This window comes from Sphingobacterium sp. LZ11T8, from assembly GCF_024261425.1.
Taxonomy (GTDB): Bacteria; Bacteroidota; Bacteroidia; order Sphingobacteriales; family Sphingobacteriaceae; genus Sphingobacterium.
In genome coordinates this window covers 26412-41546 of the sequence record NZ_JANBZY010000007.1, presented here as the reverse complement: position 1 = coordinate 41546, position 15135 = coordinate 26412, and the positions used below count along the sequence as shown (strand labels likewise).

General features: G+C 40.4%; 12 protein-coding genes. 10 read left to right on the top strand and 2 right to left on the bottom strand.

Annotation, left to right across the window (positions count from 1 at the left end; genetic code table 11):
- Window positions 1-227: 227 nt before the first annotated feature.
- From NLF99_RS15720 to NLF99_RS15675, 10 genes are all read left to right on the top strand, one after another.
- On the top strand, window positions 228-1262 hold the full coding sequence (locus tag NLF99_RS15720; RefSeq protein WP_254529482.1) for a collagen-like protein: 1035 nt from the start codon (window positions 228-230) through the stop codon (window positions 1260-1262).
- A 774-nt stretch (window positions 1263-2036) separates the two neighbouring features.
- Entirely contained in the window at window positions 2037-2582 is a 546-nt protein-coding gene (pyrR, locus tag NLF99_RS15715; protein WP_185213447.1) for a bifunctional pyr operon transcriptional regulator/uracil phosphoribosyltransferase PyrR, read from the top strand.
- Between the two features lie 21 nt (window positions 2583-2603).
- The gene (locus NLF99_RS15710) at window positions 2604-3539 is read left to right on the top strand and encodes an aspartate carbamoyltransferase catalytic subunit (protein ID WP_185213448.1); all 936 of its coding nucleotides are present in this window, start codon (window positions 2604-2606) and stop codon (window positions 3537-3539) included.
- Window positions 3540-4038: 499 nt separating this feature from the next.
- Window positions 4039-7068, top strand: coding sequence for a tetratricopeptide repeat protein (locus NLF99_RS15705; protein ID WP_254529481.1), 3030 nt, complete (start codon window positions 4039-4041; stop codon window positions 7066-7068).
- A gap of 12 nt (window positions 7069-7080) precedes the next feature.
- Window positions 7081-8796: a TonB-dependent receptor gene (locus NLF99_RS15700; protein WP_254529480.1), complete on the top strand. Its 1716-nt coding sequence runs from the start codon at window positions 7081-7083 to the stop codon at window positions 8794-8796.
- A 37-nt stretch (window positions 8797-8833) separates the two neighbouring features.
- A complete protein-coding gene (locus NLF99_RS15695; RefSeq protein ID WP_254529479.1) occupies window positions 8834-9880 on the top strand; it encodes a hypothetical protein in 1047 nt (348 codons plus the stop codon).
- Between the two features lie 34 nt (window positions 9881-9914).
- Window positions 9915-10613 carry a MotA/TolQ/ExbB proton channel family protein gene (locus tag NLF99_RS15690; protein ID WP_185213452.1) on the top strand — a complete coding sequence of 233 codons (699 nt, stop codon included), beginning with the start codon at window positions 9915-9917 and terminating at the stop codon, window positions 10611-10613.
- Between the two features lie 32 nt (window positions 10614-10645).
- The gene (locus tag NLF99_RS15685; protein ID WP_185213453.1) at window positions 10646-11053 is read left to right on the top strand and encodes a biopolymer transporter ExbD; all 408 of its coding nucleotides are present in this window, start codon (window positions 10646-10648) and stop codon (window positions 11051-11053) included.
- A gap of 58 nt (window positions 11054-11111) precedes the next feature.
- Window positions 11112-11933, top strand: coding sequence for an energy transducer TonB (locus NLF99_RS15680; protein WP_185217745.1), 822 nt, complete (start codon window positions 11112-11114; stop codon window positions 11931-11933).
- A 10-nt stretch (window positions 11934-11943) separates the two neighbouring features.
- Window positions 11944-13245 carry a folylpolyglutamate synthase/dihydrofolate synthase family protein gene (locus NLF99_RS15675; protein ID WP_254529478.1) on the top strand — a complete coding sequence of 434 codons (1302 nt, stop codon included), beginning with the start codon at window positions 11944-11946 and terminating at the stop codon, window positions 13243-13245.
- Here NLF99_RS15675 and NLF99_RS15670 read toward each other — a convergent pair.
- Together NLF99_RS15670 and NLF99_RS15665 are read right to left on the bottom strand one after the other, a co-directional pair.
- A complete protein-coding gene (locus NLF99_RS15670; RefSeq protein WP_185217747.1) occupies window positions 13232-14254 on the bottom strand; it encodes an asparaginase in 1023 nt (340 codons plus the stop codon). The genes NLF99_RS15675 and NLF99_RS15670 overlap by 14 nt on opposite strands.
- 3 nt (window positions 14255-14257) lie before the next feature.
- Window positions 14258-15052, bottom strand: a complete 795-nt coding sequence (locus tag NLF99_RS15665; RefSeq protein WP_254529476.1) for a TatD family hydrolase — start codon at window positions 15050-15052, stop codon at window positions 14258-14260.
- Window positions 15053-15135 lie beyond the last annotated feature (83 nt).

The following is a 15135-nucleotide window of genomic DNA, read 5'->3' as shown; positions in this document are numbered from 1 at the left end:
GGATGGAAGGGATAAGAGGATGGACCAAGATTTGGATTTGAACCAGGATTGAAAGGATTGGAGGATGGGCCAAGATCGGGGAATGAACCAAGAGTCAAAATGACCTTATCTATCTCTAGAAAGCACCTCCGATAACAATTTTTAATTTATTGAATTACGGTAAACCGTAAGCTTAAATATGTCTGTATGGCTACTTTTGCGGCAAATCAAACATAATTATTAATCATATGAAATTAGTATTTAATGCGATCTGCATTGCTCTATTATTAAGTTTTTCTGCCTGTGAAAAAGAAGGTGCTCAAGGTCCTCAAGGTGAACAAGGTCTTCCTGGTGCTGCAGGATCCCAAGGGATTAAAGGTGAAAACGGAAGTACCATTTTAAGTGGCACGACCGATCCTAGCAGTGCAATTGGGAAAGACGGTGATTTTTACCTGAATTTAAATTCTAAAAAGCTTTTTGGTCCTAAAAAATCTGGGAATTGGGGAACAGCGATAGAATTAAATGGAAAGGATGGACTTAATGGTCAGAACGGTCAAAATGGACAAAATGGGGCAGATGGCTTAAATGGTACTAATGGGACAAATGGTAATACTATTCTAAGCGGAAATGGTATTCCAAGTTATTATTCCGGAAATATTGGAGACTTCTATATTGATCTTTCAAAAATGGATTTTTATGGACCATTAACAAGTAATGGTTGGGGATCACCAATTTCTTTAAAAGGAAATTCAACTCTACAGAAACGGGTCTTAATTAAAGAGTACTTTGATTATTCTAGAAATTGTGATGCATGTTCTGTTTATTCCACAACTTGGACTCCAGGTTATTCTACCTATTCTTCTACTACTGCAGAAGTTTTTATTAATGTAGGAGATATCCAACAATATTATAGCAATGGGATTGTAACTTATGAAGCTAGGATTAACGGTGGGGAATGGTTTGTTCTTGATCCTAGTTATAAGAAAGAAATAATTAAACAATACCAAGTAAGTAACCGTGAATATTTAATGATGTTTATGCCGGCATCTTTTCAATATTATCCTAATTCTGGAAAGCTATTTATTGGGTCGTATAGAATGGTTTCCATTCTTGGAACGTATTCACAAAATCAATTAATGAGCTATTTGGACGCAGAAATGAAGGTTGATATTAGGATAACTTTATTGCCTAAGGAGTCTATTGAATACTTGTCCAAAAGTTACCCAAATCAAAAGATTAATGATTCATTTGTGTCAAGATATTTTGGTATGAGCGATAGATAAAATTATGAGAGTTTAAAATAAAGATGGCTGTCTGAAAAGATGGCCATCCTTTTTTGTAGAGAGAATTAAAAATTTGGGCTAAATTTATTGGAAGGTGATGACAGCATGTTGGCAATGAAAATAAATTAGCGCTTTTATTTTTAAATATAGAACCCTATCGGGGTTCCATTATTTTAGCAAACATGGCACGTTAGCCTGGAGGTCGCGCAAAAACGATGTTCGATTAATCGAACATCGTTTTTGCATTAACCCTATATTGTTTAAAACCATTGTTAAAATAATTCATCACCGCTGGGGATGTATGGCGGATAAAAATATCCTTCTGATAAATAAATATGGGCCTGAAAGACTACAGACACAGTTCTAACTAACATGTTCATTGGTAGTTTGTTGATGATATCCTGGTTTAAATGTATAGGGCTAATCTCTTGATGAGTATAAAGCCTGCAATGGCGTACAGTTCGTTAACCTTCGGTTAACGATGACAGGACATTAGCAGCGGCCGTATTCGATACGCCTCTTCAGAAATGCGTCCAAATATGGTTATAAGTGCCAATGTTATTTTAAGATCTTGGTCTATCCTCTCATCCTTTCCATCCTGGTTCATTCCCCGATCTTGGCCCATCCTCTTATCACTTCCATCCTGGTTCAAAACATCCTTTGCATCCTGCATCAACTAAACCATCTTACGCTGCCTTATTTTTTCCAATCCAATGTGGCTTAGATTACGATTTTTGGAAAAAATGCCTTAAGTTTGCCTAAATAAATCCATAGATGAAACAATCGATATTATTAGATGGACCGAAGTTTCAGATTACGCTCAAGCGATTGTCTCAACAATTAATTGAAAACCATGGAGATTTCTCCAACGCTGTAATCATTGGAATTCAACCTCGAGGTACCTATTTAGCTGAAAGATTAGTACAGGAAATCAAAGGAATGACCGGAGTTCAAGTGCCATTGGGTATTTTGGATATTACTTTCTATCGTGATGATTTCAGGATGAAAGGAGCCAGTCCATTAGCTGCGAACAGTACGGTAATTGATTTTATTATAGAGGGCAAGGATGTCATCTTGGTTGATGATGTACTTTGGACCGGAAGGACTATCCGTTCTGCGATGGATGCGATCCAAGCATTTGGTAGGGCGAACAGAATTGAATTAATGGTCTTGGTAGACCGTCGTTTTTCGAGACAGATTCCTATCCAACCGGACTATATAGGTATACAGGTCGACTCCATTGATTCGCAAAAAGTAATTGTAAGCTGGAAAGAGGTGGATGATAACGATAGTATTGTGTTGATCACCGAAAAGAAATAGAAAGATTTTATTGTTTAACAAATGTCAACATCTGAACAACTTAGTACCCGCCATTTATTAGGTATCAAGGATTTAAATAGCAACGATATCCAATTGATCTTGGATACGGCTGCAAATTTCAAAGAAGTACTGAACCGACCAATCAAAAAGGTGCCTTCTTTACGTGATATTACCATTGCCAATGTGTTCTTTGAGAACTCAACCCGTACCCGTCTTTCTTTTGAATTAGCTGAAAAGCGCCTGTCTGCCGATATCGTCAATTTTGCAGCATCCTCTTCTTCGGTAAGTAAGGGTGAAACGCTCATCGATACGGTGAACAATATCTTGGCCATGAAAGTGGACATGATCGTGATGCGCCATCCTTATGCAGGTGCCGGTGTTTTCTTGAGCAAACATGTGGATGCCCAGATCGTGAACGCTGGAGACGGTGCCCATGAACATCCTACCCAAGCTTTATTGGATTCATTTTCTATCCGTGAGCGATTAGGTGGGGTTGAAGGAAAAAAAATCGCCATTATTGGAGATATCCTTCACTCTAGGGTAGCATTGTCCAATATTCTTTGTTTACAGAAACAAGGAGCTGAGGTGATGGTCTGTGGACCAACTACCTTGATTCCAAAATATATTACCTCCCTTGGCGTGAAGGTTGAGCATGACCTCATGAAAGCTTTGAACTGGTGTGATGTAGCTAATATGTTGCGGATCCAGTTGGAGCGTCAGGATATTGCTTACTTCCCTTCATTGCGTGAATATTCCATGTTGTACGGTTTGAACAAACAGATCTTGGATTCATTGGATAAGGAAATCGTCATCATGCACCCTGGACCAATCAACCGTGGGGTGGAAATTACCTCGGATGTAGCGGATAGCAGTCATTCCATCATCCTAGACCAAGTAGAAAACGGAGTAGCCGTGAGAATGGCCGTTCTGTATTTGTTGGCAGGGAAGAGGGGGTAAGAGATTTGAGAGGTTAGATTTGAGATATGAGATAGAAATCTAGCTATAATAGATAAAAAACAGAAAAGAAGCTTGAAATCATGTGATTTCAAGCTTCTTTTTTTTGTGAATGTATTGTTTAAAACTTTATTCAAAAATTATTGATGTTGGAACAACTTTTGAACTTGATTGGTCAGGAATTAATCAGGGAAAACAGATAGTATTTTGCTGAAAAAGATTTTGGAACGTGTCGATGAAAACGCAGCATAAAAACTAAAGTTTTAGCACTTTCGTTTAGTAAAAATGTCTTATATCTCACATCTCAAATCTCACTTCCCAACCTAATGTTAAATAAAGTTAAATAGCTCAGGTTATCCACAGTTGTTAACAACTTTTGAGGAAAACATTGAAGTTATCCATTAATTTCGTAGGTTGAAGGCTTGTACCATCTTGTCAAGGTGTTACAGCACGATTTTCAATAAAAATACTGACGCATTCATTTTAAGGAGTATTCAATCATATGTATAAAAAAATTTACCAGTTAGGTGTGGCGATGAGCTTATTGAGTACACCGGTATTGGCGCAACATTCTGCATGGCAAGAGGTGAATAAAGCCTACAAGGATGGGCTGGAGTTGTATGAAAGAGGGAAGTTCAGTTCTGCTGCAAAACAATTTGATAAGTTTGAGGAGATCAGGACGAAATCATCACTTCAGTTGGACGAAACGAAGGAATTAAGCTTACTCAAAGAGAATGTTCGATTTTATCAAGCTGTTTGTGCTTTAGAGTTGGGAGAAACAGATGCTGAGAGCCGCTTCTTGAAATACATAAAAGATTATCCAGCAAGTGCAAATTCCAAAGCAGCCTATTTCCAGATCGGAAAGTCCTATTATGCTCAAAAAGACTATCCAAAAGCCATTGAATGGTTTGAAAAGATTGACAGTAAGAATTTAGCAGGAGCGGAGAATACCGAATACCGTTTCAAATTGGCCTATGCAAAATTTATGACGGGAGACTATGAGGCTGCTAGACCTGTTTTCAACGAACTGAAAGATCTAAGGGGACAGTACCAAGAGGCTTCTATCTATTATTCGGCTTACCTAAGCTATTTAAACCAAGAATATAAAACTGCACTAAATGAGTTTGAGCGTCTGGAAGGATCAAAAACTTATGAGAACAGTTATCCATATTATATCACAGCCTTGTACTTCTTGGATAAGCGTTATGATGATGTATTGAGTTATGCATTGCCTAAGCTAGAAACCACTAAGCAGGAAAGTGAGACAGAGATGTTGCGCATCATCGCAGCAACCTATTTCATCAAAGGTGACTTGGAGAAATCGAAAGACTTTTACGATAGGTTCCAAGCACAAGACCAAGGTAAGACCCAAAACAATCAAGATAGCTACCAAATCGGTTATATCAACTATAAATTAGGCGAGTACGAAAAAGCTATCTCTGAATTAGAGAAATTGGAAGAACCGGATGCCTATTTCCAAAGTGCCATGATCACATTAGGGGATGCATTCTTGAAGACAGGCAATAAGCAAAGCGCACGGAACGCATTCTTCAGAGCTTCAAAATTAGATTTTGATCCACAATTAAAAGAAGAAGGTTTGTTCAACTATGCAAAACTGTCCTATGATCTAGAGTTTCACCAAGTAGCCTTGGATGCGATCAATGAGTACATGCAGACTTACCCAAGGTCAAAGCGCCAAGAAGAGGCGAAGACCTTATTGGCAGAGGTTTTATTAAGCACTAAAAACTACCGTGCTGCGGTGGATGTTTTGGAAGACTTGCCTAATAGAGGTAAAGATGCAAATGCTGCATACCAAAAAGTAACTTACTACCGCGGATTGGAATACTACAATGAGCGTGCATTTGAAAATGCCATTTCTATGTTCATGCGTTCTGAAGCTAACCGCAATGATGAAGAAATCTATGCATTGGCGACCTATTGGAAAGCAGAAGCGATGTATGAGGTCCGTAAGTATAAAGAATCTGTAGCTGCATTCAATAAATTCTTGCAATTGCCGGCAGCTAGAAAAACAGAGGTTTACAATTATGCAAATTATGCTTTAGCATATGCTGCCTTTAGAGCAGACAATTATAGTACGGCTGCAAATTACTTCGAGCGTTTCCTAGCCGGTGGCGGAAAAGATGGCATCGACCTGAATACCAGAAACGATGCGATGGCACGTGCAGCTGACTCGTACTTAGCTATCAAAAACTACAGCAAGGCAGCAAACTATTATGATCGTTTGATCGCTTCTGGAGCGCAGAGTCAGGACTATGCTTTGTTCCAAAAAGGTATCCTGTTAGGTCTTCAGGGGGATAATAATGGTAAGATTTCAACCTTGAATTCGGTAATGGCGAAATATCCAAAATCGAACTATGCGGATGATGTGGCATTTGAAATCCCTTATACTTATTTCTTAATGGGTGATCATGACCGTGCGATCGATGGTCTGCAAAAAATGGTTGAGCAATACCCAAGAAGTTCATACGTTCCTAGAGCATTGACAACGATCGGTCTGGTACAATATAACAAGGATGATAACGATGCGGCATTAGCTACTTTCCAACGTGTGGTAAACCAATATCCTACTACGGATGAGGCTAAACAAGCATTGGCATCTATCGAAAACATCTATTTGGATAAAGGGGATGCTTCGGGATATATCCGTTATGCTACAAGCACTAATATCGGTGACCTAAGTACAGCTGAACAAGATTCTCATACTTTCTCTATTGCGCGCACCTTGTTTGACCGTGGTAACTGGCAAGCAGCTGTAGAAGCAGTGAATGCATACTTTGATAAATTCCCTAAACCTATTCAAGAGAAACATGCTCGTTTTATCCGTGCAGAAAGTAACGCGAACCTAGGCAAGGATACCGAGGCAATGCATGATTTCAATATCATCATGAATGATTGGACTTCGGCCTATACAGAGCGTACCTTGATCTCGGTTTCTAAACTACACTTGAGAAATAAAGCTTACAATGAAGCTGTACAGGTGTTGAAGAAATTGGAGTTGACTTCAGAATACAAGGAGAACTACGGATGGGCAGTAAACAACCTATTGGTAAGTTACTACAACATGGGTGATTATGCAGAGACATTGACCTATGCGAATATCATCAAGAAGTACGAGAAATCTTCAGAAGAGGATATCGCAAAAGCACATCTCTATGCTGCAAAAGCATACCTATCTACTTCAAAAGGGTCTGAGGGTATGAAAGAATTGAACCTGGCTGCCTTGAAATCTAAAACAGAGACTGGCGCTGAAGCGAGATTCTTGGTTGCGGAACAACAATTGAAAAATAAAAATTACGATGGTGCAATCAAATCTGCACTGGATATATCTGATTCCTTCTCTTCATATGACTATTGGGTAGCGAAAGGATTTATTGTAATGGCTCAGGCTTATGAGGGTAAGGGCGATAAATTCCAAGCTAAATCAACATTGGAAAGTGTAATCGACAATTATGAGAACACAGAAGATGGTATTTTGGATGAAGCGAAACAATTATTGGAAAAAATTAAATAAGAATAGGAAAAGATGAAGTTGAATACTGTTTTTAAACAATCTGCTATATTAACCTTAATGTTGGGGATGGGTGTAGGGGCATATGCTCAAAAAAGAGATACCACCGACCGTCCCGTAACATTGGATTCATTTGATATCGTTCGTGATTATAGACCTATTCTTGCTGATGCAGTAAAAATCCGTCGTAGTCCTGACATGTCAAACAAAAGAGAATATATGCCTAAATTAAACTATGGCAATGTTCCTGACAAAAAATTAGACATCAATACGGGCCTTAGTGAATTACAGATCATGGAAACTCCATTTTCTAGAATCATGGACCATAAGAGTAATTATGTGAAGTTTGGTGCGGGTAACTTCAATACCATCTTGGGTGAAGCTTACTTTGCAGTGGAAGATTACGAAGACATCCGTTTTGGTGGGTTCGCAAAACACCTAAGCCAAAAAGGAAATTTGGAAGACCAGAAATTCTCGAGACAGGAGATCGGTATTTTTGGTCGCCGTATCTTACCTAAGTTTACTTTGGATGGATTAATTGGCTACAATGGTTATGGGACCCGCTTTTATGGTATTCCAACTAACCAAGATGGATCTACCATCAATCCGACCCGTGAGGCACAGCGATTCAATGATATTTACTTCAGTGGAGAGTTGACCAGCAATTATGATCCTGCGAATGAGGATGCATTAAGCTACTCGGTAAAGGCGGATGCCTATACCTATAAGGATAAATTTGAGGCTGGTGAAAATTCCGTTGCGTTATCAGGTTACTTGAACAAACGCTACCGTGCATTTAACGCAGGTGCGAATGTGGCCTTGGACTATAACGGTCTTAAGGGAGTAAACACCTCAAGCGGAAAATTAAATAACTCGATTGCTTCGATCAATCCGTATATCCGTTTCAAGGGAGATAACTACAACATTACCTTGGGAGCAAATATCGTTTCTGAATTTGGCGATAACTCTAGGTTCAACGTATTCCCAGAAGCAGAAGTTGATTTTGCTTTAGCGCCTGAGTACTTCTACATCTTTGGAGGGGTTACAGGAAATGTAGAAAAAGGTTCGTTCCGTGATTTTACACGCATCAACCCATATCTAGGTCCAAATGCCAACATCCAAAATACAGTGGAGCGTATGAATATCTATGGTGGTATCAAGGGTAATGCCGGTGCGACATTTGGATATAAGGTAAAAGGTTTCTACAGAAAAGTAGAAAGCATGGCCATGTTCGTGAACAATATGGAGACTCCGTTCAACTTTGATCTGGTTTATGATGGAAATGGAGACGATGCGGTTAAGCATGTGGGAATCGAAGGAGAGATCAATGTGAGGTTATCTTCATTGGTGAACTTGGGTGGTCGTCTGAATATTGATCAATATACCATGGTGGAGCAGGAAGAGGCTTGGCATATGCCGAAAATGCGTTTAGCGGCAAATGCTAGATTCAATATTTCTGAGAAATTGTTCATTGATGCAGAGGCATTGTTCCACGGAAACGCCTATGCTCAAGAGTTCACTTACTTAAATGGTGTGCCTGATGGCAACCCATATAAAAAGGAAACCATTCCATCGTTCTTTGATCTGAGCGCTGGAGCAGAATATAAAGCAACGAAATACCTAGGTGTTTTTGTAAAGGCAAATAATATGTTGAATACAGAATACCAACGTTATTTATACTATCCTAAATTAGGTTTCAACATTTTAGGTGGTCTAAATTTTTCGTTTTAATATAACAAACTTTAAATTTGCAGCAGCAAAGGAATAAATGGATTTAGGAAGATACATTCATCAGCTATTAAAGCATAGAAACGAGGTGTATGTGAAGGGTTTGGGAGTTTTCAAACGCATTCACACGCCTTCTGTATATGATGATCGCCGCGGAGTGTATTTGCCTCCAGTGACATATTTGGAATTTGACGGGAAATCTACTGATGGTGTTGATTTTATAGATTACATCCAACAGTCGAAACAAACCTCTAGACAATCGGCAGAGGCTGACGTGCATGATGCCGTATTGAATCTGTTGGAAACCATTAAAGAGAATGGATCGGTGACCTTGAACCATTTGGGGCAATTGATCAAGCATGGCTCATCTCTGGTGTTTAAAGCTGAGGATCTGAGCGGATTCCAATTGCAGCCGATAGAAGGAGCAGCGAGTCCGGTCCCTGAACAGGTGGACTTAGTTGAACCTACGACCCCAGAGCCTGAAGCGGAATTGCCAAAAGAGGAAGAAAAAGAAGAGATCGTTGAAGAGCCGGTAGTCGCTGTGGCAGAACAGGAAGTCGTACCAGAGGTTTATGAGGAGCCTCAGAGCACTGGTAAATCAAAATGGTATATTTGGGCTGCGGTCTTGGCTATTGTAGTCATTGCTGGTTTGTTTTATGTCAACCATACAAACAGCTCAGGCAAAACAGAGGAGAAGGAAGATAGCGTTTTGAATGCCGGTATCGTAGAACCTGACACCTCCGTTGCAAAACCTGTGGATACAAGCGGTACGGCGACGGCTACTACGGTAGACAGTACAGCAAATACAAGTACAGGTAAGAAGGTGTACAATCCTTTGATCCCTGCAAATCACACTTATCAGATCGTTATAGGAACGCATGCTACTTTGGCTCAGGCCTATGAACAGGCGGAGTCATTTAACAAGGCGGGAATAGAATCTGTACGGGTAATTCCGAGCAACCTTGCACATAACAAGAAGAAAGTGATCTGGGATTCTTATGAAACAAAAGAACAGGCGGATTCTGCCCTGAAATACGTGAGGAAACATTATGTTGCGGATGCTTGGCATCAAAAAATAAACAAGTAAATCAATCAAACAGCACAAAATACGTTAATAAACTATGTCATTAGTACAAAACCCTGCAATCGTTGATACCTTGAATCAAGTACAACAACAACCGGTAGCATTAGCTACAACAGACAACCTTAACCTGCTTGAACTTCTGATGAAGGGTGGGTGGATTATGATTCCAATCTTATTGTTATTTTTCTTGGGATTGGTCATCTTTTTTGAACGATACATTACCATTCGCAAAGCCAGTAAATCCGAAGGCGGATTATTAGCTTCTGTAAAGAGCAGTGTATTGTCCGGAAAAATCGATGCTGCTATGGCTGCTTGTCGTTCCAACAACTCGGCATTATCAAGAATGTTGCAGAAAGGTTTGACACGTGTAGGTCGTCCGATCAAGGATATTGAAGGCGCGATTGAAAACCAAGGAAAATTGGAAGTTTCTCGTTTGGAGAAAAACATCAATATCTTGGGTATCATTGCCGGTATTGCTCCCATGTTAGGTTTCGTAGGAACGATCTTTGGGGTAATCCAGATCTTCCGTGATGTAGAGATGGCCGGTGGTATCGATATTGGTTCGGTATCTGGAGGTCTTTATGTGAAGATGATCGCATCGGCTTCGGGTCTGACCATTGGTATCTTGGCTTATATCGGTTACCATATCCTGAACATGATGGTAGAGCGCTTGATCTTGCGCATTGAGACTGATGCAATTGAATTTATCGATTTATTGGATGAGCCTAGCATGTAAGCTAGACCTGGTCCATCATTGAAAGGCTAAAAATGAATTTACGTAATAGAAGAAATAAACCCGCTGCAGAAGTACATACAGCTGCCCTGAATGACATCATGTTCTTCCTGATGTTGTTCTTCCTGTTGGCTTCGGCAGTATCTAACCCACAGGTGGTAAAATTGCTTTTACCAAAGTCCAGTGCTGGGGAGCAGTCGGTGGCTAAGAAGACCATGACGATCTCGATCACGAGTGATCTGGTTTACCATGTGGACAAACAAGCTATTCCATTGGAGAACCTGGAATCTTATATCCAATCCAATATTGCTACTGGTGAGGAATTGACCGTTATGCTTTATGCAGACAGTACAGTGCCTATCCAGAATGTAATTTCGGTAATGGATATTGCCAACAGATTGAAGGTCAAAATGGTATTGGCAACAGAGCCTAAGAAAGATTAATAATTTATTATTAAACGTTTTGGGCTGTAGAAGGTCGAATTAGAAGAGATCAAGGAAAATGTACTACAATCAATATCGAGAAGATAATAATCTTCCAAAGGCTTTAGGTATTTCATCACTGGTAATGGCTGGATTGGCCGTTATTGGTTTCTTTATTGTATTTGGTCAAAATCTTCCTGAATACGGTATGGGGGGTATCATAGTAAACTATGGTACATCTCCAGAAGGTATGGGAGATGATTACATGAGTGTGGATGAACCATCAATGGATGAGAATGCCAACAATGTGAAACCGGACAAGATAGACCCGAATTCAACACCTATCCCTACGCCTTCTCAGCAGATTGCTGATAAAGCAGTAGCAACCCAGGATGTTGAAGAAGCACCAGCAGTTCCTAAAGCGGAGAAACCCGTAAAGGCAAATGCAGAGCAGGCTACGGCGGAGAAAAAGAATGCGACACCAGCAGTGAATCCTAATGCTTTGTACAAAGGCAAGAAAAATAATGCGCAAGGTACAGGTGATGGTACTGGTTCTACACCAGGGAACCAAGGTTCTAAACTTGGGGATCCATTAGCTAGTAACTATGGCGAAGGTGGTTCGGGATTTGGTGATGCGATGTTATCACTGGAAAACAGACGTTTTACGGTGCCACCGAAGATAGATGACAATGGCCAGCAAACCGGTATTGTCAAGATTGAATTTACCGTGGACAAGAGTGGTAATATCGTGCGTGCCAGACAGGCTAAAGGTACGACCATTGCGGACTACAGATTAATTGAAAAGTGTATCCGTGCAGTTGAACAAGCACGATTGAATGCACTGCCTAATGCGCCTCAGACCCAAACGGGGCTAATTACCTTCAGATTTAGAGTAAGATAATTCTAATTATATGAAAACATTTGCAGAGGTAATCGAGTATTTGTTTGCTCGATTACCTATGTTTACTCGTGATGGAGCCAGTGCCATCAATCCCGATGTAGACAAAACTCTTTTGCTATGCCAGGCTCTTGGCAATCCCCATCAAAAGTTTAAATCAATCCATATTGCCGGAACCAATGGTAAAGGTTCCACTTCGCATATGCTTGCTTCTGTATTGGCAGCGTCTAATTTGAAAACAGGCCTGTATACTTCCCCCCATCTCGTGGATTTTAGGGAAAGGATCAGGATTGATGGTCAAATGATCCCTGAGCAGCTTGTTGTTGATTTTGTCAATGAACATCGAGAGCTGATAGAAGACCTTAAGCCTTCTTTCTTTGAGGTGACTGTTGCCATGGCATTTGATTATTTTGCTAAAGAGCAAGTTGATATTGCGGTGATTGAAGTAGGGCTAGGAGGAAGATTGGACAGCACCAATATCATTATGCCTGAGCTGTGTGTGATCACGAATATCGGAATGGACCATATGAATATCCTTGGAGATTCATTGGAGCAGATAGCAGGGGAGAAAGCGGGTATAATCAAGCCACATGTACCTGTAGTTGTTTCTGAAAAGCAGGGTGAGATAGAACATATCTTCATTAATAAAGCCAATGAAGGGGATAGCCCGATCTTTTTTGCTGAAGACTATTATGAGGTACATCAGGTTGAGAAGAAGCAGACAGGCCTGGATATCACGGTTGAAAACAAAAAGACAGAAGAATGTATCATTTGGCAATTGGATCTTTCAGGTTCATATCAAAAGAAGAATATCCTTGGAGTGCTGAAGGCTATTGATCAATTGAGGGCTTTGGGCTTTGAGTTAGGTGAAGAAGATATCAGGAAAGGTCTTAGTCAGGTCCAAGAATCTACAGGTTTGAAGGGAAGGTGGCAGACCTTGTCAAATGATCCTTGGATAATATGTGATACTGGGCATAATGAAGATGGGATAAAGGCTGTGGTTCGTAATCTGAGCACCTTAAATTTCAATAACCTTCACTTTGTCATTGGAGCAATGAAGGATAAAGATCTTTCACACATTCTACCTTTATTACCAAAACAAGCGACCTATTATTTTGCTGCACCCCAGATGCCTCGTGCAATGAAAGCAGCGGAACTGGCTGAACTTGCACATTCATTCGGCCTGAAGGGTGAAGAATATGCTTCGATTGATGCAGCTTATGAAGCCACCCTAAGGAATTACCAAGAGGGTGATCTCATATTTATCGGTGGAAGTACTTTTGTTGTTGCGGAAGTATTGACTAATCATTTTTAGTCAATTCGCCGCGCAGACTCTGCTGTACCCAATGTGCGACGTCCTCTTGACTGTCCAATTCACCTTGAAGGTACATAAGCTTGGTTACAGCAGTTTCAAAGGTCATGTCATACCCATTGAGCACTCCAATGCATTTCAAGCCCTGAGAAGTCTCGTAACGGCCTAATTCTACAGAACCCACCTTACATTGCGAAATATCTAGTATATTCTTTCCCGATTTGATGGCTTCTTGGAGCAGTTCCAGGAACCAGGTATCCGTCATGGTATTTCCGCTACCAAAGGTTTCCATCACAATGCTTCTTACATCTGAATTCAATACCGCCTTAATGGTTTCGGGACTGATGCCAGGAAACAGTTTAAGAACCCCAACACGGTTGTCGATATGATAATGGCAGATAAAATCCTGCCCAGCATTATTGGCCAATACCTCATCATTGTATCGGATATGGATTCCAGCCTCGGCCAGTACGGGAAAGTTCGGGGAACGGAAAGCTTCGAATTTATCGGAATTGTATTTAAAGGATCGATTACCCCTGAAAAGTTTATTGTCAAAAAGGATACATACTTCCTGGATGATGGATTTGCCATCTCTCTTGGCAGAAGCAATCTCCAATGCTGTCATCAGGTTCTCGCGGGCATCCGTACGGATTTCCCCAATGGGTAATTGGGAACCGGAAAAAATAACAGGTTTCTGTAGGCCTTCCAATAGAAAGCTCAGCATGGATGCGGAGTAGGCCATGGTATCGGAGCCATGTAGGATTACAAAACCATCATAAAGCTCGTAATTGTCCTTGATGATCTTGGCCATCTCCAACCAGATGCTTGGACGCATATTGGAAGAGTCGATGATAGGCTCAAAAGAGTGCACAGTCAGTTTATAGTTCAGGCGACTTAGATCAGGTAGGTTCTTTTCAATCAGTTCAAAATCGAAAGGAATAAAAGTTCCGGTTTCTGGATCTTTTACCATACCAATGGTGCCACCGGTATAAATGATAAAAATATTGTACATCAATTAAATCTTAAATACTTGTTTAGAATTGTTGGTAGTTATTTCCGCGATCTTCTCAATTCCCATCTCATGTAAGTCTGCAACCTTTTGGGCTACATATAGCAGATAACTGCTTTCGTTTTCTTTTCCTCTGAAAGGTACGGGAGCCAGATACGGTGCATCTGTTTCCAGTACAATATGTTGTAAGTCGATTTCTTTCACAACGGCATCCAAGCCTGCTTTCTTAAAGGTAACCACGCCACCAATTCCTAGTTTGAATCCTAGGGCAATAGCGCGATGAGCCTGTTCTAAGCTACCGGTAAAGCAATGGAAAATGCCAAATAATTTCTCATCGGCCATTTCATCCAGTACCTCAAAGACTTCATCAAAAGCCTCCCTGCAATGGATAGATATAGGCAGTCCAAGGTCTTTAGCCCATTGGATCTGTTTTCTGAAAGCCTCTTTCTGGATTTCCAGAGTGGATTGATCCCAATATAGGTCGATCCCTATTTCACCAATGGCATAAATCTTAGACTCTTGAATCTTTGCGTAGATCTGATCCAATTGTTTTTGATAATCATCTTTTACATCGCAAGGATGCAAACCAAGCATAGGGAAACAGTTTTCAGGATAGGCTTCAACGGTTTGGAAAACCTTGTCGATGGACTCCACATCGACATTCGGAAGAAACAGTCTGCTGATACCATTCTTAAAACATCGGTCAAGCTGTTCTTTCAGTTTAGGGGTTCCAGCTTGATAATAGATATGAGTATGCGTGTCGGTTAAAGTCTGATTTTTCAGATCAATTTGCTCTTCCATGCTGCCAAAGTTAATATATTGTTAGTTAATCTGGTTCTATGGAATAAAAAAACGCAGTTCTCATAATGAAAACTGCGTTTTTT